Origin of the sequence: Sphingomonas sp. PL20, assembly GCF_017875905.1 — a bacterium.
GTDB lineage: Bacteria > Pseudomonadota > Alphaproteobacteria > Sphingomonadales > Sphingomonadaceae > Sphingomonas > Sphingomonas echinoides.
The window spans coordinates 2,227,370-2,249,197 of record NZ_JAGINH010000002.1 but is presented as its reverse complement, the minus strand read 5'-3'; the positions used below and the strand labels follow the sequence as shown (position 1 = coordinate 2,249,197).

Genomic DNA, 21,828 nt, shown 5'->3' with positions numbered 1-21,828 from the left:
CTCCTTTTGCGCTGCGGCCTTTAGCAGCGTTGGAGCGGCGCTGCTAGTTGCACGAAATGTACGTGTCAACCACTAATCATGTAATAATATGTCTATTTCATGCATTAGTTCGATTGTTTCTAACATATGACTGCGCCGCCAGCTGGGTGGGGGCTGGTTGCGGAACCAGGTATATTGCCGTTTCGCATATTGCCGAGTGGCGATGCGGGTTAGGTCAAGTGCTTGATCTTCGGTCATTTCGCTGGCCAGAACCGCCAGCATTTCGGGCACGCCGATCGCGCGGCGGATCGGCGCGGAGGAGGGGATGTCGGCGCGGTCGCGCAATGCCGCGACTTCCGCGCGCGCACCGTCAGCAAACATCGCCGCCGCGCGGGCATCGCACCGCGCCATCAGCCAGTCGCGATCGGGCAGCAGCACCAGCGCGGCGAGCGAAACGCGGTCGTCGATGCCGCCGCTGCGCGCCGCTTGCCACTCCGCCAGTGGCTTGCCGGTCGAGCGCACCACCTCCAACGCGCGCGCCACCCGGGTGGTGTCGGCGGGGGCGAGCCGGGCGGCGGCGGGCGGATCCAGCACGGCAAGCGCGGCATGGGCCTCCGCCACCGGTAGCGCGCGAACCGCCTCGCGAATCTGCGGCTCGATCTCGGGCACCGGTGCGATGCCGTCGAGCAGGGTGCGCAGATAGAGGCCGGTGCCGCCCACTAGCACCGGCAGCTTGCCTGCAGCGTGTGCCGCGTCGATCTCGCGCGCGGCCTCTGCCGCCCAGCGTGCGGCCGAATAGCTGTCCGCGCCATCGACATGGCCGAACAGCCGATGCGGCACGCGCGTTTCCTCCTCCGCAGTCGGGCGTGCCGTCAAGACGCGCAAATCCCGATAGACCTGTGCCGAATCCGCATTGATGACCACGCCGTCGTGCCGTTCGGCAACCGCAATCGCGAGAGCGGACTTGCCGCTGGCGGTCGGCCCTGCGATGAGCGCGAGCCTTGGGAGGTGACGTGTGTTCATTGCGACGCTGATAGCATCGGATAGTCTGGCTGCGGGTGAAATTTCGGCGGCGATGGACCGGCTGGAGGCGGCTGGCTGTTCGCCGGTCGCGCAGGGCTGGATCGAGCAGGGCAAGGCGGCGGACATTGCGTTCGGCCTGGCCTTGGATGCCGCGCGCACGGCGCTGGAGGGCGCGTTTCCCGGCATCGACGTCGTCGTGCAGCAGGCTGAGGGCCGCGAGAAGAAGCTGCTCGTCGCCGACATGGATTCGACGATGATCACGGTCGAGTGCATCGACGAACTCGCCGATTATGCCGGGATCAAGCCGCAAATCGCGGCGATCACCGAGGCGGCGATGCGCGGTGAGCTTGATTTTGAAGGTGCCCTCGATGCGCGCGTCGCGTTGCTGGCGGGGCTGGACGAGGCGGTGATCGAGCGCTGCCTCGCCGAGCGCGTGACGATCATGCCGGGTGCTGTCGCGTTGATCGGCACCATGCGCGCGCGCGGGGCCACCGCCATTCTCGTTTCGGGCGGTTTCACGCGCTTCGCCGAGCCGGTGGCGGCGCAGATTGGTTTCCACCGCGCCATCGCCAATCGGCTCGAGATTGCGGGTGGTGTGCTGTCGGGCACGGTGACCAAGCCGATCGTCGGCTCTGACACCAAATTGCAGACGCTGTTGGCGGCGATGGCCGAGCTGAACCTGCCGCCCGAGGCGACGCTGGCGGTGGGCGATGGTGCCAATGACCTGGCGATGATCCGCGCCGCTGGCCTGGGCGTCGCGTACCACGCCAAGCCTGTCGTCGCGGCAGCGGCGGATGCGCGGATCGATCAGGGTGATCTGTCCGCCTTGCTCTACGCGCAGGGCATCCCCCGCGCGGAATGGGTCGGCGCGTAACGCGCTATGAGTTGACCGGCACGCACGGACGCACCGCGCCGCATGCCGCCGCTGCTGCCGCGCGCGAAGGATACGGCCCGACCAGCACGCGCGTCAGCGCGCCGCTCTTGACGTAGCTGACGCTCGCCCCGGCAAAGCGTCCGCTGACCTGACCCCACAATTTGCGGGCATTGCCGGGATCGCCAAACGCGCCAAGCTGAACGTGCCAGCCGCCATGCCCAGCCGCCGGGGCGGGAGCCGTTTCAGCCACTGCGGCGGCACGGGGCGGTACGCGCGGCTTTGTCGGCTTGGCGGCGGGCGGCGGAGCGAGCGCGACGATCTGGGGCCGGGCACTGACATTCGGATCATATTGCGACGGCGGCAAGTCGGTCGCGCGCATCGCGGTGCTGGTGCCGCGCCCGGAGATTTCGGGCGGAAGCTGCGGGCGTTGCGCCTCGGCTTCATATTGCCGGGCGAGCAGCAGCCCCTGCTGGCGCTGGTCGGTCGGGATCAGCGTATCCATTTGTGCCTGCACTTCGGATGCGCCGGGCGTGCTGGCGGCCGCCGAGCGCACCAGCAGCGCATAGGCGCGCGGCCAGTCCTTCGCGACGCTGTCGCCATTGAACAGCATCGTCCCCAAAACCAGCTGGGCACGCGGCTCGCCGCGCTTCGCCGCCTTTTCGAGCCAGGGCAGCGCCTCGGCGCGTTTTTTCTGGTCGAACAGCACCAGGCCATATTTCGCCTCTGCCTCGGCATGGCCCTGCAGCGCGGCCTTGCGGAACCAGCTTTCGGCCATCGGAATGTCGACCGGAACCCCGCGACCGAGCGAATAGGCTTGCCCCAGGTTGAACTGTGCATCGGCGTCGCCGGCGATCGCCGCCGGACGCCATTGATCGACGGCCTTCTTATATTCGCCGCGGCTCCACGCATCGACGCCCTCGCGCACATCCGCAACGGCGGGCACCGATGTCGCACCGATTGCGAGCAAGAGCCCGGCCATGCCGAGGATGAGCGCCTTGCGCATAACAATGGTCCCGTTCCGTTTCTTCAATCGATCATGCCCTGTAGCCGCATCATGGCAAAGATTTTGTTACCCACGCTCATCCTAAAGAGGGAGCGCAGCCCCGGTCGTTAACCGTTCCTTGAGGGATGGCATGGCAGGCATGGCTCTCGATTAGCGGGAGTGAAAGGGGCTCATGCGCGTCCTCGCGATGGCATCTCAAAAAGGCGGATCGGGCAAGACAACCTTGTCCGGGCATCTGGCCGTTCAGGCGCAGCTCTCCGGGGCTGGCCCCGTCGTCCTGATCGACATCGATCCGCAAGGGTCGCTGTCGGATTGGTGGAACGAGCGGCAGAGCGAATTTCCGGCCTTCGCCCAGACCACGGTCGCGCGGCTGGCGGCCGATCTGGAGGTGCTGCGGCAGCAGGGCTTCCGCCTGGCCATGATCGACACACCGCCCGCCATCACCATGGCGATCCAGAGCGTGATCGCGGTGGCCGAGCTGATCGTCATCCCCACACGCCCGAGCCCGCACGATCTGCGCGCGGTCGGGGCGACGGTCGATCTGTGCGAACGCGCGGGCAAGCCGCTGCTGTTCGTCGTCAATGGCGCGACGCCCAAGGCGCGGATCACCTCCGAGGCGGCGGTCGCCTTGTCGCAACATGGCACGGTCGCGCCGATCACGGTCCACCACCGCACCGATTTCGCGGCCTCGATGATCGACGGGCGCACGGTCATGGAAGTCGATGGCAATGGCAAATCGGCGCAGGAAATCCGCGATCTGTGGACCTATATTTCTGATCGCCTTGAAAAGAATTTCCGGCGCACCGTATTCGCCGCCCCCAATGTCGCCAATGGTTTCGGGGCACAGCGCCCCGCAGCGGGTGGTTTCGGCCGCCGGGTGGTGAGCTGACATGAACATGTTCGGCCAACAAAAACCGCTCGCCTCGCTGTCCTCGACGCTGCTCGCGCGCAAGGGCCAGGCCAAGCCGGCGATGCGCCCGCAGGGTTTTGGCGGGTTCGGCACGATGCCGGGCGCGCAGGATGATCTCGGCTGGAACGACATGGGTGGGGATCATCCGCCGGTGGTGGAGCCTGCGCCGGTCGTGGCGGCAGTCCCGCCGGCCCCGGTTCCCCCGGTCCTGATCCAGCGCGAAGTGCTGCGTGAGGAATTTGCCGCGCCCGAGCCGGTCGAGACCGCACGCCCGATCGCGATGAAGCCGGTATCGGTCGCCACCGCCAGCCGGATCGAACGCGAAACCAAGAAAAAGCATGGCAAGAGCCGCCCGAAATCGGCCTTCACGCTGCGGCTCGATCAGGACCGCCACCTGCGGCTTCGGCTGGCCAGCGCGCTGCACAATGCGTCGGCGCAAACGCTGGTGACCGAAGCGCTCGACCACTTCCTGCAATCCCTGCCCGAAGTCGACGATCTGGTCCGCCAGCTCCCGACCCGGGCAAAGCGCTGACAACCCTGAAGGGGGAGATACGATGAAGACTCGGTCCGCCATCACTTTCGGTCCCCTGACATTGGGGGTTGCGCTCTGCCTCGCTGGCGGCACGCTTGCCGCCGTCACCACCGCGACGATCGCCGCAGCCAGCGCGCGCGCGCAATCGCGGGCGGAAAAGCAAGGGCGTGACGAATTTGCGGCTGCGCAAGCCGCGCTCTCACATGGTAAATTCGACGTTGCGATTCGGCATGCCGAGGCGGCGGTTGGCGATCAGCCGCAGGTTGCGGCCTATCGCCTGCTGCTTGGCCAAAGCTATCTGAAGGGCGGTCGCTTTGCCTCGGCGCGCGATGTCTTCGCCGATGTGCTGACGCTCGACGATGGCAACGGGAAGGTGGCGCTGAACCTGGCGCTGGCGCAAATCGCGACGGGCGATTGGGCAGGCGCGCGCAAGACGCTCGATACGCATGCGGCGACGATCCCGGTCGCCGATCGTGGCCTCGCAATCGCGCTGGCCGGCGATCCCGCGACGGCGGTCGAAGTGCTGGGTCCCGCCGCGCGCGCACCCGAGGCCGATGCCAAGATCCGCCAGAACTTCGCGCTGAGCCTGGCGCTCGCCGGGCGCTGGCGCGAGGCGCAGACGGTGGTGGCGATGGACGTCGCCCCCGCCGATGTCGCCAGACGCATCCTCGATTGGTCGACCTTCTCGCGCCCGACTTCGGCGTCGGATCAGGTCGCGACCTTGCTTGGCGTGACGCCTGTGGTCGACCCCGGCCTGCCGGTCGCGCTCGCCTTGAATGGCCGTCCCGCCGCAACGGCGATGGCCGCCACAGAGGCTCCGGTCGATGCCTTCATGCCCGGCAAGCCCGAAGTCGCGCCTGCACCGACGCCAGCCCCGGTCGCGGTCGCCGCAGTCGAGCCGGACGCGAAGCCGGTCGTTGGGCCGAGCATCGCCGGTGTGGTGTTTGCTGAACGCAAGGAAGTCGTGCAGGCGTTGCCCGTGGCGGTTGCAAACACCCGCGCAAAGCATGGCGCGGTTGCGCCGCGCGCGGCCGTCGCCGTTGCGGTCACCTCGACTCCGCGTGCTGTCGCCAAGGGCAGTTTCTATGTCCAGCTTGGTGCCTATCAGACTGCGGGCGTGGCGCATGATGCCTGGGGCCGCGTTTCTCGCCGCTTTGCCGGTTTCGCCGGACACACGCCGCAGGGCATGAGCGTCACGACCAAGGGCAAGAGCTTCTATCGCCTGTCGGTCGGCGGGTTCGCGCGCGGCGATGCAGTGGCGCTGTGCCTGGGGTATCGCGCGACGGGCGGAAGCTGCTTCGTGCGCGCAGGAGCGGGCGATCAGGTCGCGATGTGGGCCAAGGGTCGCGAACTGGCGTCGCGCTAAGCCTTATGCCGGCAAGGGGAGCGCGTTGCCGCCCTTGAACACGCGCACCACCTTGCCCTGAACCGGCAACCCGTCGAACGGCGTGTTGCCGGCCTTGGCGTGCAGGCGGCTGCCATCGACTTGCCACGGCGCTTGCGGATCGAGCACGATCAGATCGGCGGGCGCGCCGATGGCGAGCGTGCCGGTGGCCACGCCCAGCACGCGTGCGGGATTGGCGGCGAGCAAGGCGAACAGCCGCTCCATGGTAATGGTCTCGTCGCGCACCAGCCCCAGCCCCAAAGCGAGCAGCGTCTCGGCCCCCGCCATGCCCGAGGCCGAATCGGCGAAGGGCAGGCGCTTTTCTTCTGGCCCATGCGGATCATGGCCCGAACACAGCACGTCGATCGTGCCATCGGCCAGCGCCGCCAGCGCCGCTTGCCGGTCGCTTTCCGAGCGCAGTGGCGGCGACAGATGCGCGAAGGTGCGGAAATCGCTCATCGCAATGTCGGACAGCATGAAATGCGCGGGCGTAATGCCGCACGTCACCCGCACGCCGCGTCGCTTGGCGGCGCGGACCAGATCGAAACCGGCGGCGGTCGTGACTTGGCGAATGTGCAGTGCAGCCCCGGTTTCCTCGGCCAGCATCAGGTCGCGCGCGATCGCCAGCGGCTCGGCAATGGCGGGGGCGGCGGGCAGGCCCATGCGCGTCGCGGTCTCGCCCGCCGTCGCCACCGTGCCCGCCGTCACGCCGCCATCTTCGGCATGGGTGATGACGGCGAGGCCCAGGTCGCCCGCATAAGCCAGCACTTTGCGCATCACGCCCGAATCGGCGATCCAGCGTGCACCGGTGCCGACTGCGCGCGCGCCCGCGTCGCGGTTGATCGCCATTTCGGCGAGGTCGGTGCCCGCCAGCCCGCGCGTTGCCGCGGCGATCGGATGAATCCACAGGCCGGGGCGCCCGATCAGCGCGGCGCGCTGCACGATGCCGGGGTCGTCGAGCACGGGCGACTGATCGGGCATCAGACCGACGCGGACGATGCCACCGGCATGGAAAGCGGGCAGGTCGATCGCGAACACGCCCAGATCGACGATCGCCGGGGCCAGCACCAGGCCACCACAATCGATCGTCTCGATCCCTTCGGGTACTTCGATCAGGCCGGTCGCGACGATCGTGTCGCCCTCGATCAGCACGCCGCCCGCCGATACGCCTGCAACCGGGCGGACCAGCGTCGCGTTGAGCAGGGCCAGCATCCGGCTCATGCCCAGCCCGCCACGCCGCGCGAGCGCCGCGTCAAGACGTCGAGACAGGCCATACGCACCGCCACCCCCATTTCGACCTGTTCGGTGATGGCCGAGCGGGCGTGATCGGCCACGACCGAATCGATTTCGACGCCGCGGTTCATCGGACCCGGATGCATCACCAGCGCATCGGGCTTGGCGCGCGCAAGCCGCTTTTCGGTGAGGCCATAGCGCAGATGATATTCGCGGTTGGAGGGCACGAAGCCGCCATTCATCCGCTCATTCTGCAAGCGCAGCATCATCACGACATCGGCCCCCTCGAGCGCTTCGTCGAAATCGGTGAAGGGCGTGACTCCCATCCGCTCGATCGCGGCGGGCATCAGCGTGGTCGGCGCGCACACGCGCACTTCGGCGGCAAGCGCGGTAAGCGCGAGGATGTTTGAGCGCGCCACGCGGCTGTGCAGCACGTCGCCGCAAATCACCACGCGCTGCCCCGCGATCGACCCGCGCCGCCGCCGGATCGTCAGCGCATCGAGCAATGCTTGCGTCGGATGTTCATGCTGTCCGTCACCGGCGTTGAGCACCGGGCAATCGACCTTGCCCGCGATCAGCCGCACCGCGCCCGAGGACATGTGGCGGATGACAATCACGTCGGCGCGCATCGCGTTCAGCGTCATCGCGGTATCGATCAGCGTCTCGCCTTTCTTTACCGAACTTTGCGCCGCGTGCATGTTGACGACATCGGCCCCCAGGCGCTTGCCGGCGATTTCGAACGACAACAAGGTGCGCGTCGAATTCTCGAAGAAGGCGTTGATCTGGGTCAGCCCGCCGAGTCGTTTATCGCTGATCGCGCGCGTGCGGTTGGCGGCGACCCAGCCATTGGCCTCATCGAGCAGAAACACGATCTCGTGCGGTTGCAATCCCTCGATTCCGGTCAAGTGCCGGTGCGGGAACACGGCACGCCCGGGGATGAGCGAGGCGGGGCGGTGATCGGAGGGCTGCATCGAGAGTGCCGGGTAGCCGCGCAGGCGCGCGGTGGCAAGGTGGGCCTTTCAGTCGCTCGCTCAAATGATAATGTTCGATAAGATTTCATTAGGATAGGACAGATACGCAGACGTAGCGTCAATTGGGATGCTGGGGTGGGGGATCGTATTGATTGGGCGTGCGGTTCTGTCGGAGGAGCATCGCGAACTCGACGCGTTGGCCAAGCGAATCCTTGTCGAGATTGCGGGCGATGGCCCGAGCGTGGAATTGTCGTCGCTGCGCTGGCGGCTCAATCGCGTGCTGACCAAGCACCTCGCGCTGGAGGACCAACTCCTGTATCCGATTTTACGCGCGAACCCGGTGACGGCTTCGCTCGCGGAACAAGTGCTAACCGAGGTTGGTGGGACCGCAGCCACCTATGCGGCATATCACGCGGCGTGGCCGATCGAGCGCATTCAGGAGGATTGGGAGGCGTTTCGCGCCGCCACCCGCGATGTCATGACCTTGGTGCGGCGGCGCATTTTGCGCGAGGAGCGCGATCTTTTCCCGCGCGCCTCCTGGCCCGGGGCGGACGGCCGCTAAACCGCCACCAGCGCGTCGATCGCGCCCTGCAAAATGTAGGCCGCTGCCATCTTGTCGACCAGTTCGGCGCGCTTGGCGCGGCTGGCGTCCTGTTCGATCAGCGTGCGCGTGACCGCGACGGTCGACCAGCGTTCGTCCTGCAGAAAGATCGGCAGCCCCAGGTCCGCCATGTTGCGGGCAAATGCGCGGCTCGATTGGCTGCGCGGGCTTTCGCTGCCGTCGGAGAGGTTGAGCGGCAGGCCGATGACGATGCCCTTCACCTGCTGCGCCGCGATCAGCTCGGCGAGCGCGAGTTTGTCCTTCTGGAACTTGGTGCGGCGGATGAGCAAAGCGGGCGAGGCGAAGCTCCACCCGGCGTCGCAGAGCGCGGTGCCGATCGTCTTGGTGCCGACATCGAGGCCGACCAGGCGACCACCGGCGGGGAGGGCGGCGCGGAATTCGGTGCGGTCGGTGGTGATCATGCGCACCTTCCGTTCGTGCTGAGCGTGTCGAAGCACAGCTCTCCCCACGCAACCGGTCCGCTTGCGGAGACGCGCCCTTCGACAGGCTCAGGGCGAACGGGGCGGGGTGGCGGCATCATTGCTTGTCGAACGCCGCCAGTCGCCGTGCCACATCCGCCCGCACGTTCGCCCAGAACAGGCTGTAGTCATAGACGTGGTAATTGTTGCCGGGCAGGACATAGCCGCCGAGCGCGGGCGGTGCGCCGATCAGCAACAGGCCGCGCGCATCGCAGCGCGCGGGGACGCGCCTGGGTTCGATCGTCGCGCTGGCGAGATCGGGGGCGGGAAACAGCGTGCCGAGATTGGCGTCGGCGGGGGCGGCGGCATCGGGCGTGCCGGTGAGCGGGTTGGTGCAGATCATCGGCGTGCCGCGGCGCGACTTGCCATCGGTGCCGCTGCTGGCGGCATAAGCGTCGAGGATCAGCGCGGGGTCGGCGGGTTCGGCGAAGCTCTGCCACGACAGCAGGCACCCGGCCTGATCGGCGGTGCGGCATTCGGGCAAGCCGAGCGTCGGCACATCGACCGTGCGCGAGACCGGCCAGCCGATGAGATAGGCCGCGACGATGCGCCGGGCGAGCGGCGTGCCCGCGACCTTCTCCCGCAACAGCCGCAGCAGATGCAGCGCGCCCTGGCTGTGCCCGGCGAGAATGATCGGGCGCGTCCCCGCTTGTGTGAGGAAGGCGTCGAAGGCGGTGGCAACGTCGCCATAGGCAAGGTTCAGCGCCTGGTTGGCGGCGGCTTGTGTCGTCAGGAACGCACCGAAGGTCGCCTGGCGATAGCGCGGTGCCCAGACCCCGCCGACCGCGTTGAACACGCTCGCCTGCGCGCGCAGGAACAACTCGGCGCGAGCATTGGCCTCGGCATCATCGAGCGGCGCGTTCCAGCGCGCGCGGTTGAGGTAGGAGGTCGGGTGGATGAAGAACACCGCCGCCTTGCTGTCCTTGCCCGGCCTATAGCCAGCCGGGGTCCACAAGGCAGGATTGCCGGGCTTGTCGGGTCGCGCGAGCCACATGTCGGCGCGGCCATAAGCAGCGGCGGGCTCGGGCGGCAGCGCGACGAAGGCGGCGCGCGGCACCGTCGCCAGCCGGATCAAGTCGATGCCCCAGAGCGCATAGGCAAAGCCGCCCGCGATCACGAGCACGATCAGGACCGCAAAGGCATAAAGGAATTTGCGTGCCACGCGCGGGGTCAGCCTTTCTGGAGGAGCGATGCACTGGTCATGCGATTTCCGTGCAGCAGGACGACGGCGCTTGCAATCGCCTTGGCGCTGGCGTTCCGTCCGGCGCGACTGTTGGGGAGCATGGCGATGGACCGATCGGGCGATTTCGAAGCGGATGCGGGATGGCGGTTGCGGCCGCTGATCCTGGCCATCGTGGGCGCGCTGGCGGCACTGGTGGTGCAGCAGTTGCTCGATCGCGGTGAGCCGTTTCGTTTCCCCGCGATCGACCCGGAAAATTGGCGAATCGCCCTGGCAACGGCGGTCGGCACCGGCGCGGCCAGCTTCGGTTTCGCGCTGGAGCGGGAACGGGCGCATTGGGCGGTGCTGTTCGGGCTGGTGGTCGGCGCGGTCGCCGGGCTGGTCTTCTACTGGAATGGTGGCGGCTGGGGGATGTGGCATGACTGGCACAGCGCCAGCCTGTTCCTGTCGATCGCGATCGCGGTGCCCTTGTTCCAGACCGCGCGGAACGAGGCGGCGTGGCGATTTCCCTATGCCGATGTCCACGGCCACGCCTGGACCAATGTCGTCTTGTGGTGCGCGTGCTGGCTGTTCACCGGCGTCGTGTTCGCGCTCGCGTGGCTATTGTCATCGCTGTTCGATCTGATCGGACTGCATTTCCTGCGCGACCTGTTGCAGCATAATTGGTTCAATGCGCTGTTGTTCGGGGCGAGTTTCGGGGCGTCGCTCGGGTTGCTGCGCGAACGCGACGGGGTGCTGCGGCTGCTGCAGCGCGTGGTGACCGCGGTGTTGGCGGTGCTGGCACCAGTGCTGGGGCTGGGGTTGCTGGTGTTTCTCGTCGCCTTGCCGTTCACCGGGCTGAATGCGCTGTGGGAGGCGACCAAATCGACCACGCCGATCCTGCTGAGCTGCGTCATCGGCGCGCTGATCCTGGCCAATGCGGTGATCGGCAATGGCGAGCAGGAGGAGTTGCGCAATCCGGTGTTGCGTGTCGGCGCGATGGTGCTGGCGCTGGCGACGCTGCCGCTGGCGGTGATTGCGGCGATCGCGACGGGCCTGCGCATCGATCAATATGGTCTGACGCCGGACCGCTTGTGGGCGGTGGTGTTCGTTGCTTTGGCCACGGCTTATGGTGTCGCCTATCTCGTCGCGCTGGTGCGGGGGCGGATGCACTGGGGTGCGTGGGTGCGGCCGAGCAATTTGCGGCTGGCGTTCGTCGTCGCGGGTGTCGGGCTGGTGCTGGCGACGCCGCTGCTGAGTTTCAACGCGCTGTCGACCGCCGATCAAGTTGCGCGGCTCGAATCCGGCAAGACGAGCCCGGAAAAATTCGACTGGGCGGCGCTGGCGTTCGATTTCGGTGATCCCGGCAAGGCGGCACTCAAGCGGCTGGAAGGATCGAAGAACCCCGTGATCGCGGCGCGGGCCAAGGGGGTGTCGAGCAAGACCAATCGCTGGGACGTCGCGGCGATCGACCGCACGCAGACCGACGCGGATCTGCTGGTGAAGCGGTTGCGCGTGCTGCCGGTGGCGGTGCCCGTGCCGCTCGCCTTGCGGACCCAGCTCACCGATTGGCAGGGGTGTGGCACGGATCGAGAGGATCGCTGTATGCTACTGTACACGCCAGGTGCCAGCGAGGCGGTGTCGCTGTCGCAAAGGTGCATCGACAATCTCGCGCGCAATCCCAGAGAAAAAGGCGTGCGGGGTGTTCCGGTGATCTCGGACGCGCGACCGGGCTGCGGCGCGGCGCGCTACCAACGGACGGGCAACACATGGGAGCGTCTCGATGAAAACGCGCAAGCCCCGCTCACGCCCGCCGAGCGCGCCGCGCTGAAAGCCGGGGATGCGGCAGGCAAGGTCGAGATCCGCTCCGTGCCCGCGCGGCGCGTCTTTGTCGGGGGCGTTCCGGTCGGCGATCCGTTCGAATAGGTTGCGCAAGGCTTGGGCGCTCTGCTAGCCGCGATCCATGCCAGTCGACATCGCCACCGTCCGCAAGATCGCGAGTCTTGCCCGTATCGCCATTACCGAGGAAGACGCCGCGCGCATCGCCCCCGAGCTCGACAACATCATGGGATGGATCGAGCAATTGGGCGAGGTGGATTGCACCGGCGTCCAGCCGATGACTGCGGTCATCCCCAACCATCTGCGCCTGCGCGACGATGTCGTGAATGCCGATCCGCTGACTGGCGGCGGCATTCGCGACGCCGTACTCGCCAATGCGCCCCAGGCCGAACACGGTTTCTTCACCGTGCCCAAGGTGATCGAATAATGACCGACCTTACCGATCTTGGCGTTGCCGCCATCCGTGATGGCGTGCGCGACGGCAGCTTTTCCGCGCGCGAAGTGGCCGAGGGCTTTATCGCCAACGTCTCCGCCGCCACGGCGCTCAACGCCTTCCTCGTCGAAACCCCCGATCATGCGCTGGCCGCCGCCGACGCCGCCGATGCCGCGCGCGCCGCTGGCGAAACGCTCAAGCCGCTGGCGGGCGTGCCGATCGGCATGAAGGATCTGTTCTGCACCAACGGCGTGCCGACCACTGCCGCCAGCCGCATATTGGAGGGGTTCACCCCGCCTTATGAATCGACCGTCTCCGCCAATTTGTGGAAGGCGGGCGCGGGGATGCTGGGCAAGCTGAACCTCGACCAGTTCGCGATGGGATCATCGAACGAGACCAGCGCGTTCGGCAACGTCATCTCACCGTGGCGCCGCAACACTGGCGATACCGCGCCGCTCGCGCCCGGTGGGTCTTCGGGCGGCTCGTCCTCGGCGATCGCGGCGCGGTTGTGCCCGGCAGCGACCGGCACCGATACCGGTGGATCGATCCGCCAGCCCGCTGCCTTTACCGGCATTTCGGGCATCAAGCCGACCTATGGCCGCTGCTCGCGCTGGGGCACGATCGCTTTCGCCTCGTCGCTCGACCAGGCCGGACCAATGGCGCGCGACGTGCGCGACTGCGCGATCATGCTCGAGGCGATGGCCGGGTTCGACGCGAAGGACGCGACCTCGCTCGATTTGCCGGTGCCCAACTGGGAAGGCGGATTGTCGAGTGATCTTAAGGGCAAGCGCGTTGGAATTCCCAAGGAATATCGCGTCGACGCCATGCCGCCCGAGATCGAGGCGCTGTGGCAGCAGGGCATTGAGTGGCTGAAGGATGCGGGGGCCGAGATCGTCGAAGTCTCTCTGCCGCACACCAAATATGCGCTGCCGGCTTATTACATCATCGCGCCCGCCGAAGCCTCGTCCAACCTCGCGCGTTATGATGGCGTGCGCTACGGCCTGCGCGATTTGCCCGAAGGGGCAGGATTGCAGGACATGTATGCCGCCACCCGAGCCGCGGGTTTCGGCGACGAGGTCAAGCGCCGCATCATGATCGGTACCTATGTTTTGTCGGCAGGCTTTTACGACGCGTACTTTACACAGGCTTCGAAGGTCCGCACGCTGATCGCGCGCGATTTCGAACAGGCCTGGGCCAAGTGCGACGTGCTGCTGACCCCGACCGCGCCTTCCGCCGCTTTCGCGCTGGGCGAGAAATCGGCCGATCCGATCGCGATGTATTTGAACGACGTGTTCACCGTGCCATCCTCGCTCGCCGGTTTGCCGGCGATGAGCGTGCCGGGCGGGCTGGACGGGCAGGGGCTGCCGCTGGGCTTGCAGATCATCGGCAAGGCGCTGGATGAGCAGAGCGTGCTCAACGCGGGACTCGCGATCGAGCAACGCGCGGGCTTCACCGCACGCGCGGAGCGCTGGTGGTAGCGTGAATGCTGCTGACCGAAATTCACGGAGCAAGGTGGACGGTATTACGCGAAAATGGTAATACCCGCCTATGAGCAAGGTGAGCAATCTCACGGTCAAAGGCCAAGTCACCATCCCCAAGGATGTTCGCGACGCGCTCGGGCTTAAGCCGAATGAACCGGTCGAGATCGATTGGCGGGGTGGAGACGAAGCGGTGATTCGCAAGCCGAAGCTGGATCGCGAGGCTGAAGTGCAGCGCCTGATCGCCGAGATGCGCGCGGCATCCGATCGCTTCGCGCATCTTCGTGAGAACCGGTCGACCGATGAGATCATGCAGGACATCCGTGGCGACGATCCCTTCCTGTCGTGATTCTTGTCGATACCAATGTGTTGATCGATCTGCGGGATCGCGATCCCGCATGGGAGCCGTGGTCGATGCGCGCGGTCGCGCTGGCGCGGCTTGCAGGGCCTGTCGGGACGACTGCGGTCACCGTTGGAGAGCTTGCCTCACGTGGGGGTACGCTGGTGGAGTTGCGAGAGCTGTGCTCGGCGTTCGGGATTCCGCTCTTGCCGTTGAGCGTTGCTGGAGCGTACCACGCCGGACAGGCGCACCGCGCCTATCGGGCTGCGGGGGGTGGGCGCGAGAAACTCCTCGCCGATTTCCTGATTGGCGGCGAGGCCGAAGCCCTTGGCGCACAATTGTTAACACGTGACCCTCGCCCGTATCGCCGTTATTTCCCCGCCCTGACCCTTATCACACCCGAGACCGACGCATGACTGAATCCCCCTACACCATCCGCGGCGAAACCGGCGACTGGGAGGTCGTGGTCGGCCTCGAAGTCCATGCGCAGATTACGACCAACGCCAAGCTTTTCTCTGGCGCGGCGACGGCGTTTGGCGCCGAGCCCAACACGCAAGTGTCGCTGGTCGATGCCGCGATGCCGGGGATGCTGCCGGTGCCCAATCGCGAATGCATCCGCCAGGCGGTGCGCACCGGCATGGCGATCGAGGCGCAGATCAACACATGGTCGCGGTTCGACCGCAAGAATTATTTCTATGCCGATTTGCCGCAGGGCTATCAGATCAGCCAGCTTTACCACCCGCTGGTGGGCGAGGGCGCGATCGACATCAGCCTGGACGACAAGAACCCCGACGCGCACGGCAAGCGCATCGGCGTCGAGCGTATCCATGTCGAGCAGGATGCCGGCAAATTGATGCACGATCAGCATCCGACGCGCTCTTATGTCGATCTCAACCGCTCGGGCGTGGCGTTGATGGAAATCGTGTCGAAGCCCGATATGACGTCTCCTGCCGAAGCAGGGGCTTATCTGCGTAAGCTGCGATCGATTCTGCGCTATGTCGGGTCGTGCGATGGCAATATGGAAGAAGGCTCGATGCGCGCCGACGTCAATGTCAGCGTACGCAAGGCGGGCGAACCGCTCGGCACGCGGACCGAGACCAAGAACGTCAATTCGGTGCGCTTCGTAATGGCCGTGGTCGAGCAGGAAGCGCGTCGCCAGGTCGAGGTGCTCGAGGATGGCGGGCGCATCGTCCAGGAAACGCGGCTGTATGACCCCGATCGCAACGAGACGCGCTCGATGCGGTCGAAGGAAGATGCGCACGATTACCGCTACTTTCCCGATCCCGATCTGTTGCCGCTCGAACTCGATGAGGCATTCCTCGCCGAATGTCGCGCGTCGCTGCCCGAACTGCCCGACACCAAGCGGCGGCGCTATGAGGCGCTCGGCATCACGCCCTATGCGGCGGCGGTGCTGACGGCGGAGGTCGAGGCGGCGCGCTGGTTCGATGCGCTGCTCGATTGCGGCGCGGCCCCGGTCGCGGCGGCGAACTGGACGACGTCGGAACTGTTCGGCGCGCTCAACCGCACCGGCAAGGATATCGAAAACGCGCCGGTCAGCCCGACCCAGGCCGCCGAACTGCTCGGCCTGATCGCCGATGGCACGCTGTCGAGCACGCTCGCCAAGCAGGTGTTCGAAATCATGCTCGAAACCGGGCAGGGTGCGGCGGTCGTGGTCGAGGAACATGGCCTCAAGCAGACCAGCGACACCGGCGAAATCGAACGGGTCATCGCCGAAGTGATGGCGGCCAACGCAGACAAGGTGGCCGATTATCGCGGCGGCAAGGACAAATTGTTCGGCTTCTTCGTCGGCCAGACGATGAAGGCGATGGGCGGCAAGGCTAATCCGGGCGTGGTGAATGAAGTGCTGAAGAAAGCGCTTTCGCAACCGGAATAACCCGCTTATTGTATTCCTCATTCCGGGGGGATGCGATGATCAGGAAGGTCTTTGCGCTGTGCGCAGGTTGCTTGGCGTGGGCGTCTGCAACTGCGCAGGTGTTCGACAATCATGCTGTCATCGCGTTGCGGGAAGCCGGTTTGGGTGAAGCAACGCTTCTGACCAAGATCAACAGTTTGCCCTGTGCATATGACGTCTCAACCGATGGTCTGATCTCGTTGAAGAAGGCCGGTGTCACGGATCCCGTGATTGCGGCCATGGTGAGCCGTTGTATCGCGTCCTCGCGCGCGCAGGGGATCGACAATGGTTCGATGGACCCGCTCGTCAAACACGCGCCCGGTATCTATCTCGCGCAAGATTGGCTGGCCGACCAACGCGTTGTGCTTCTGCGGCCAGCCACGGGCAGCGGGACTCGGACGACGGGCAACGGGAGTGTCCTGTTTCCGCTCAAGTCGATGCTGACCCTGCCGCAACCTGCCAGTCAGAATCATGCGCTTTCTAAGCGGCCGACTTTCTATTTCTACTTCGACACAGCTGACAGGAATGTCAGCGATTTTGGCGTGGAGCGGTCTGTCGCCGCGCAGTCGCCGAGCGAGTTCAGCCTGGTCCGCTTTCGAATCAAGGGAAATGCACGGGAGATCGAGGTCGGACGGCTTTCCGCCTACTTTTCGATAAGCTTGCGCAAAGGGGTGAACGCCAAAGACACGACCGCATTTGTGGCGACCGAGGTCGGGGACGGGATTTTCAAGGTCAGCGCGTCGGATGACATGCCGCCCGGGGAATATGCTTTTATTTTTTCCGGGGAGAGCGGACGTTCGCGCGTGTATGATTTTTCGGTCGCAGCCGAGACTGGTTCCTCGACGGTAGCGGCTCCGAAGTAAGTGGCGCTTCACCGTGAGTCCGCTGTCCATAAAATTCGAATTTATGCGTCTTTGCTGGTGATCCGGCAATGTTAACGGCCAGTGATACTGGCTTTTTGTATCTGGGGGAGGGATTTGTGAAGATTCGATTGGCTGTTGTTTGTCTTTCGGCGCTTGTGGCTGGGTGCGCATCGACTCAAACTGTTCTGAGCGGGCCCGTGACGGAAACCTTCCACTCGCCGCAATCCATGAAGGAAGTGGCGTTTTGTCTGGCGAACAAGAACAATACTGCAGCACTCGAGCAGGAGGATGGCTCGCGGGTCGTTCTCATCAAGAATGGCTATGGTGGGGTGTCGCTGGCTTTCTCGATTTATCCCGAAGGGACGGGTAGCCGCATCGATTACAGAAAGAAATTTGGAACGATCGGCGGCGTTTGGAAGCAATGCGTCGGCAAGACCTCTGCAAACTAAATCGAGCGGTCGCGTTTGTGTTGCGAGGTGCGCCTGCGTTCGTTGCAGGCGCACCTCGTTTTTGACGGTTACTGCCCGTCATCCCCTTGGTTCTTCACCACCCCACCCGTTCCGCCGACGCCATCGGGCATCCCGGCGGAGGTGAAAGCCTCAGGCTCCTTGCCGCCTTCGCCGCGCTCGACGGCGTCTTTGCGGGCTTCGACTTCCTGCTGGAGGTCGCTGCGCGGGTCGGTGTCGTCGCGGGGATCGTCGAGCGGGCCCTTGTTGATGTCCGCGCTCATGCGAAATCCCCCGTCAGGCCGGTGTCGGTTGGCTGGAACGGTTCGTCGCCCGGCGTTGCATCGGGGGCCGGAAAGTCCACGTCGGGGGTTGGGCTTGGCAATTCGGTCGGCACCGGGTCGGGCTGGCCGGGCTGGCTCGGGAAGGGGGGCAATTCGGTCGGGGGCGTGCTGGCCATGATGATTCTCCTCTGTCCGGAACAACGCGCGAGCATCGTCGGCGGTTGCGCAATATAAAGCCAGTCTGTTTGCGCGCTTGCCCCCGGCCATAGGGCTGGTATAGACGCGCCCCACACCGGCGGTGTCCCATGCGGGCGTGGCGGAACTGGTAGACGCAGCAGGTTTAGGTCCTGCCATCGCAAGATGTGGGGGTTCGAGTCCCTTCGCCCGCACCAGGCCGCTCGTGGCAAACGGGCGGTAGCCATCAGAAATTCCTGTAAAAGGCACGACTTGAGTATGCAGACTGTCGAGACGTTGAACGAGGGGCTGAAGCGCGCCTACACGCTGAAGATCACCGCGAAGGACATCGATTCGCGCGTGGACGCCGAACTGAAGCGTGTCGCGCCGACGGTGCGCATGCCCGGCTTCCGCCCCGGCAAGGTTCCCGCGAACCTGGTGCGCAAGATGCACGGCGAGGCGCTGATGCAGGACGCGCTCAACACTTCGATCCAGCAGGGCATCCAGGACCTGATCGCCGAGCACAAGTTGCGCCCCGCGCTGCAGCCCTCGGTCAGCCTCGATGATGGCTATGAACTCGGCAAGGATGCCGATGTGAAGGTCGAGCTCGAAGTGCTCCCCGACGTGCCGACCCCCGCGATCGACAATCTGAAGCTGGAGCGCCTGACCGTTCCCGCAGACGAAGCTGTCGTGCAGGAGCAACTGCAGAAGTTCGCCGACCAGCAGAAGCGCTGGGAAGAGGCCGATGCCGCTTATGAAGCCAAGACCGGCGATCTCGTCGTGCTCGATTTCGTCGGCAAGGTCGATGGCGTCGCGTTCGACGGCGGCACTGGCGAGGACATGTCGGTCGAAATCGGCTCGGGTCGTCTGATCCCCGGTTTCGAGGAGCAGGTCGTCGGCGTGAAGGCCGGTGACGAGCGCCAGATCAACGTGACCTTCCCCGAGGATTATCAGGCCAAGGAACTGGCCGGCAAGGCCGCGACCTTCGACCTGACGGTCAAGACGGTGAAGACCGCAGGCGAGACCAAGATCGACGACGAACTCGCCACCTCGCTCGGCCTGCAGAGCCTCGAGCAGCTCACCGGTCTGCTCAAGGGCCAGATCGAGCAGGAACTGAACGGCCTCACGCGCACGCACATGAAGCGCAAGCTGCTCGACCAGCTCGCCGAGGGCCATGATTTCGAAGTGCCGCCGTCGATGGTCGAAGCCGAATTCGAGCAGATCTGGCAGCAGCTTCAGCACGAAGCGACGCATGAGGAAGATCCGGCAGCCGCACTGGCCGAGATGGAATCCGAGCGGGACGATTACCGCAAGATCGCCGAGCGCCGCGTTCGCCTGGGCCTGTTGCTGAGCGAAATCGGCCAGGCCAATGGTGTCGAAGTCAGCCAGCAGGAAATGAACCGCCTGATCGCGCAGGCTGCGCAGCAATATGGCCCCGAGGATCGCAAGCGCTTCCTGCAATACATCCAGCAGGAGCCGATGGCGGCAGCCCAGCTCCGTGCGCCGCTGTACGAAGACAAGGTCGTCGACTTCCTGTTCGAGAAGGCCGAAGTCAGCGACCGCGAAGTGACGCGCGCCGAGCTGGAAGCCGCGATCGAGAGCGAAGAGGGCTTCTCGACCGGTACGCACACGCACGACCACGAAAACCACAAGCCCAAGGCCGCCAAGAAGGCCGCGCCGAAGAAGGCCAAGGCTTCGGCGGATGACGCCAAGGAGCTGGAAGCCGCCGACATCGAACCGGCAGCGCCTGGCGATGAACTGGTCGAAGCCGAGCCGGTGAAGAAGGCCGCGACCAAGAAGGCCCCCGCGAAGAAGGCCGCTGCGGCTGAACCCGCCGCCGATGCGGCAGCCGAAGCAGCGCCTGCGCCGGCCAAGAAGGCTCCGGCCAAGAAGAAGGCTTCTGCTGCCGACACGGCGGAATAAACCTTCTTTCGTACCTGTTACCCATTACCCCTGGGGCTTGCCTCGGGGGTAATGTCGTTTTGGGGCGGTCGCCGGGCAGGGGGCGTGGGGGAGGCCCCGCAAACTCTTCCGTCGGTCGCCTGTCACAAAGGGGGTCGAACCGATCGCCATTCACCCCTATGGCAGAGCCATGACCACGCGCATCGCCATCCTGCTGCCCTGTTATAACGAGAGCGCCGCCATCGCGCAGACGGTGGCCGGGTTCCGCGCGGCGCTGCCCGATGCGACGATTTACGTCTACGATAACAACAGCTCCGACGACACCGTTGCGGTGGCGCGCGCGGCGGGGGCGATCGTGCGGACCGAGCGGATGCAGGGGAAGGGCAATGTCGTCCGCCGCATGTTCGCCGATGTCGATGCCGATATCTATGTGATGGCCGATGGCGACGCTACCTATGACGCGACCGTCGCGCCCGCTTTGGTGCAGCGCTTGCTCGACGAACAGCTCGACATGGTGGTCGGCAGCCGGGTGACCGAGGTCACCGCCGCGTATCGTCGTGGGCACGTGCTGGGCAACAAGGCGATGACCGGGTTGCTGGCGCAATTGTTCGGGCGCAGCTTCACCGATATTTTTTCGGGCTACCGGGTGTTCTCGCGGCGCTTCGTGAAGAGTTTTCCGGTGCTGTCGTCGGGCTTCGAGATTGAGACCGAGATCAGCGTCCATGCGCTCGAACTCAAGATGCCGGTCGGCGAGATCGAAACCCCCTATTTCGCGCGGCCCGAGGGCTCCGAATCGAAGCTCAGCACTTACCGCGATGGCTTCCGCATCGCGCGCACGATCGTGACGCTGTACCGGATCGAGCGGCCGCTTTTGTTCTTCGGCGTGATCGCGGGTTTGCTGTTTGCCGCCGCTTTGGCGTTCGGTATCCCGTTGGTCATCACCTATATGCACACGCATCTCGTGCCGCGTTTGCCGACGGCGGTGATGGTGACCGGGCTGACGATTCTCGCCGCGCTCAACGTGTTTACCGGGTTGATCCTCGATACCGTGGTGCGCGGTCGACGTGAGGTACGGCGGCTGGCGTATCTGTCACACCGCGCACCGGGCGGCGACGATCGCCGTGCCGATCAAGGTGCCAACGCAGGCGGGGCTTGAACTCGTTTCCGCCAGCGCCGATGTATGCGGTTCGAATTTCCGTTCTTCTCGGGGCATAAGGACTAAAAGGCTCATCATGCGCAATCCGTTCGACACCGGCGACTTTCTGGCTCCCATTCAAGACGGCCTCGTGCCGATCGTGGTGGAGCAATCGAACCGCGGCGAGCGTTCGTTCGACATCTATTCGCGTCTGTTGCGTGAACGGATCATCTTCGTAACGGGCGGCGTCGAGGATCATATGGCGGCGGTCATCACCGCGCAGCTGCTGTTCCTCGAATCGGAAAATCCGAAGAAGGACATCTTCATGTACATCAACTCGCCGGGCGGTGTCGTCACGGCGGGCATGGCGATCCATGATACGATGCAATACATTCGCCCGCGTGTCGGCACGGTGTGCATCGGCCAGGCCGCGTCGATGGGCAGCTTCCTGCTTGCCGCCGGTGAGCCGGGGATGCGCGTTGCCCTGACCAATGCGCGCATCATGATCCATCAGCCTTCGGGCGGCGCGCAGGGCATGGCATCGGATATCCAGATCCAGGCCAAGGAAATCCAGCGCATCAAGAACCGGATGAACTCGCTGTATGCGCAGTACACCGGCAAGCCGATCGAAGAGATTGAGCGCGCGATGGACCGTGACACGTTCCTCGAGGCACATGAGGCGAAGGACTTCGGTCTGGTCGATCAGGTGTTCGACAAGCGTCCGGCGCTGCCCGACGATTCGAGCACGCCGCCTGCTTTGACCTCGGCCTGACGTGGTTTTTAGGTAGCGGGGCCTCGAAAGGTGCCCCGCTACCGTATTCATACGGCAATTTTGGTGATTGTCGGATTGCGCGGGGGCGGTCTAGGATAGACA

24 protein-coding genes and 1 tRNA gene are annotated in these 21,828 nt (G+C 65.4%); 17 read left to right on the top strand and 8 right to left on the bottom strand.

Translation table 11 applies throughout. From position 1 onward, the window contains the following. Positions 1-72: 72 nt before the first annotated feature. On the bottom strand, positions 73-1,002 hold the full coding sequence (miaA, locus tag H4W01_RS10465; RefSeq protein ID WP_209610934.1) for a tRNA (adenosine(37)-N6)-dimethylallyltransferase MiaA: 930 nt from the start codon (positions 1,000-1,002) through the stop codon (positions 73-75). On the opposite strand from miaA, the gene serB reads away from it, so the two are divergent. After that, complete coding sequence (gene serB / locus H4W01_RS10460) at positions 995-1,876, top strand: phosphoserine phosphatase SerB (RefSeq protein WP_209610933.1); 882 nt, start codon at positions 995-997, stop codon at positions 1,874-1,876. The genes miaA and serB overlap by 8 nt on opposite strands. A 4-nt stretch (positions 1,877-1,880) precedes the next feature. On the opposite strand, the gene H4W01_RS10455 is transcribed toward serB, so the two are convergent. Continuing rightward, a complete protein-coding gene (locus H4W01_RS10455) occupies positions 1,881-2,879 on the bottom strand; it encodes an SPOR domain-containing protein (RefSeq protein WP_209610932.1) in 999 nt (332 codons plus the stop codon). 172 nt (positions 2,880-3,051) lie between these two features. On the opposite strand from H4W01_RS10455, the gene H4W01_RS10450 reads away from it, so the two are divergent. From H4W01_RS10450 to H4W01_RS10440, 3 genes are read left to right on the top strand one after another with little or no spacing between them, the layout of a single operon-like run. Next, on the top strand, positions 3,052-3,768 hold the full coding sequence (locus tag H4W01_RS10450) for a ParA family protein (protein ID WP_010403240.1): 717 nt from the start codon (positions 3,052-3,054) through the stop codon (positions 3,766-3,768). Between the two features lies 1 nt (position 3,769). Next, positions 3,770-4,321, top strand: coding sequence for a hypothetical protein (locus H4W01_RS10445; RefSeq protein ID WP_209610931.1), 552 nt, complete (start codon positions 3,770-3,772; stop codon positions 4,319-4,321). A gap of 22 nt (positions 4,322-4,343) precedes the next feature. Next, entirely contained in the window at positions 4,344-5,687 is a 1,344-nt protein-coding gene (locus H4W01_RS10440; RefSeq protein ID WP_209610930.1) for an SPOR domain-containing protein, read from the top strand. A 3-nt stretch (positions 5,688-5,690) separates the two neighbouring features. Here the strand turns inward: H4W01_RS10440 and H4W01_RS10435 are convergent, their stop codons facing one another. After that, the gene (locus H4W01_RS10435) at positions 5,691-6,926 is read right to left on the bottom strand and encodes a dihydroorotase (protein ID WP_209610929.1); all 1,236 of its coding nucleotides are present in this window, start codon (positions 6,924-6,926) and stop codon (positions 5,691-5,693) included. Further along, entirely contained in the window at positions 6,923-7,909 is a 987-nt protein-coding gene (locus tag H4W01_RS10430; RefSeq protein ID WP_209610928.1) for an aspartate carbamoyltransferase catalytic subunit, read from the bottom strand. Before H4W01_RS10430 ends, H4W01_RS10435 begins: the two co-directional genes overlap by 4 nt. A gap of 148 nt (positions 7,910-8,057) precedes the next feature. Between H4W01_RS10430 and H4W01_RS10425 the strand changes: the two genes are divergently transcribed. Beyond that, the gene (locus H4W01_RS10425; protein WP_209610927.1) at positions 8,058-8,471 is read left to right on the top strand and encodes a hemerythrin domain-containing protein; all 414 of its coding nucleotides are present in this window, start codon (positions 8,058-8,060) and stop codon (positions 8,469-8,471) included. Here H4W01_RS10425 and ruvX read toward each other — a convergent pair. Both ruvX and H4W01_RS10415 read right to left on the bottom strand, forming a co-directional pair. Next, positions 8,468-8,932: a Holliday junction resolvase RuvX gene (gene ruvX / locus H4W01_RS10420; protein WP_209610926.1), complete on the bottom strand. Its 465-nt coding sequence runs from the start codon at positions 8,930-8,932 to the stop codon at positions 8,468-8,470. The genes H4W01_RS10425 and ruvX overlap by 4 nt on opposite strands. Before the next feature lie 115 nt (positions 8,933-9,047). Further along, positions 9,048-10,151, bottom strand: coding sequence for a DUF3089 domain-containing protein (locus H4W01_RS10415; protein WP_209610925.1), 1,104 nt, complete (start codon positions 10,149-10,151; stop codon positions 9,048-9,050). A 39-nt stretch (positions 10,152-10,190) separates the two neighbouring features. Between H4W01_RS10415 and H4W01_RS10410 the strand changes: the two genes are divergently transcribed. The 8 genes from H4W01_RS10410 to H4W01_RS10375 all read left to right on the top strand — a co-directional run bounded on the left by H4W01_RS10410 (position 10,191) and on the right by H4W01_RS10375 (position 17,462). Then, positions 10,191-12,074 carry a DUF4153 domain-containing protein gene (locus H4W01_RS10410; protein ID WP_209610924.1) on the top strand — a complete coding sequence of 628 codons (1,884 nt, stop codon included), beginning with the start codon at positions 10,191-10,193 and terminating at the stop codon, positions 12,072-12,074. A 37-nt stretch (positions 12,075-12,111) separates the two neighbouring features. Then, a complete protein-coding gene (gatC, locus tag H4W01_RS10405; protein ID WP_010403225.1) occupies positions 12,112-12,414 on the top strand; it encodes an Asp-tRNA(Asn)/Glu-tRNA(Gln) amidotransferase subunit GatC in 303 nt (100 codons plus the stop codon). Next, positions 12,414-13,898, top strand: a complete 1,485-nt coding sequence (gene gatA / locus H4W01_RS10400) for an Asp-tRNA(Asn)/Glu-tRNA(Gln) amidotransferase subunit GatA (RefSeq protein ID WP_209610923.1) — start codon at positions 12,414-12,416, stop codon at positions 13,896-13,898. Before gatC ends, gatA begins: the two co-directional genes overlap by 1 nt. 70 nt (positions 13,899-13,968) lie before the next feature. After that, on the top strand, positions 13,969-14,247 hold the full coding sequence (locus tag H4W01_RS10395; protein ID WP_010403223.1) for an AbrB/MazE/SpoVT family DNA-binding domain-containing protein: 279 nt from the start codon (positions 13,969-13,971) through the stop codon (positions 14,245-14,247). Further along, the gene (locus H4W01_RS10390; protein WP_209610922.1) at positions 14,244-14,654 is read left to right on the top strand and encodes a type II toxin-antitoxin system VapC family toxin; all 411 of its coding nucleotides are present in this window, start codon (positions 14,244-14,246) and stop codon (positions 14,652-14,654) included. The genes H4W01_RS10395 and H4W01_RS10390 overlap by 4 nt, the downstream gene beginning before the upstream one ends. Further along, positions 14,651-16,132: an Asp-tRNA(Asn)/Glu-tRNA(Gln) amidotransferase subunit GatB gene (gene gatB, locus H4W01_RS10385; protein WP_209610921.1), complete on the top strand. Its 1,482-nt coding sequence runs from the start codon at positions 14,651-14,653 to the stop codon at positions 16,130-16,132. Before H4W01_RS10390 ends, gatB begins: the two co-directional genes overlap by 4 nt. A 35-nt stretch (positions 16,133-16,167) precedes the next feature. Continuing rightward, entirely contained in the window at positions 16,168-17,013 is an 846-nt protein-coding gene (locus H4W01_RS10380) for a hypothetical protein (RefSeq protein ID WP_209610920.1), read from the top strand. A gap of 116 nt (positions 17,014-17,129) precedes the next feature. Next, positions 17,130-17,462, top strand: coding sequence for a hypothetical protein (locus tag H4W01_RS10375; RefSeq protein WP_334685229.1), 333 nt, complete (start codon positions 17,130-17,132; stop codon positions 17,460-17,462). A 68-nt stretch (positions 17,463-17,530) separates the two neighbouring features. On the opposite strand, the gene H4W01_RS10370 is transcribed toward H4W01_RS10375, so the two are convergent. Both H4W01_RS10370 and H4W01_RS10365 read right to left on the bottom strand, forming a co-directional pair. After that, positions 17,531-17,743 carry a hypothetical protein gene (locus H4W01_RS10370; RefSeq protein WP_209610919.1) on the bottom strand — a complete coding sequence of 71 codons (213 nt, stop codon included), beginning with the start codon at positions 17,741-17,743 and terminating at the stop codon, positions 17,531-17,533. Continuing rightward, complete coding sequence (locus H4W01_RS10365; protein WP_010403216.1) at positions 17,740-17,919, bottom strand: hypothetical protein; 180 nt, start codon at positions 17,917-17,919, stop codon at positions 17,740-17,742. The genes H4W01_RS10370 and H4W01_RS10365 overlap by 4 nt, the downstream gene beginning before the upstream one ends. A gap of 131 nt (positions 17,920-18,050) precedes the next feature. Here H4W01_RS10365 and H4W01_RS10360 point away from each other — a divergent pair. The 4 genes from H4W01_RS10360 to H4W01_RS10345 all read left to right on the top strand — a co-directional run bounded on the left by H4W01_RS10360 (position 18,051) and on the right by H4W01_RS10345 (position 21,726). Continuing rightward, positions 18,051-18,135, top strand: a tRNA-Leu gene (locus H4W01_RS10360). Positions 18,136-18,196: 61 nt separating this feature from the next. Continuing rightward, on the top strand, positions 18,197-19,840 hold the full coding sequence (gene tig / locus H4W01_RS10355) for a trigger factor (RefSeq protein WP_209613324.1): 1,644 nt from the start codon (positions 18,197-18,199) through the stop codon (positions 19,838-19,840). A 169-nt stretch (positions 19,841-20,009) separates the two neighbouring features. Then, the gene (locus tag H4W01_RS10350; protein ID WP_209610918.1) at positions 20,010-20,975 is read left to right on the top strand and encodes a glycosyltransferase family 2 protein; all 966 of its coding nucleotides are present in this window, start codon (positions 20,010-20,012) and stop codon (positions 20,973-20,975) included. Between the two features lie 76 nt (positions 20,976-21,051). Beyond that, positions 21,052-21,726, top strand: a complete 675-nt coding sequence (locus H4W01_RS10345) for an ATP-dependent Clp protease proteolytic subunit (RefSeq protein WP_010403211.1) — start codon at positions 21,052-21,054, stop codon at positions 21,724-21,726. The last annotated feature ends 102 nt before the right edge of the window (positions 21,727-21,828 follow it).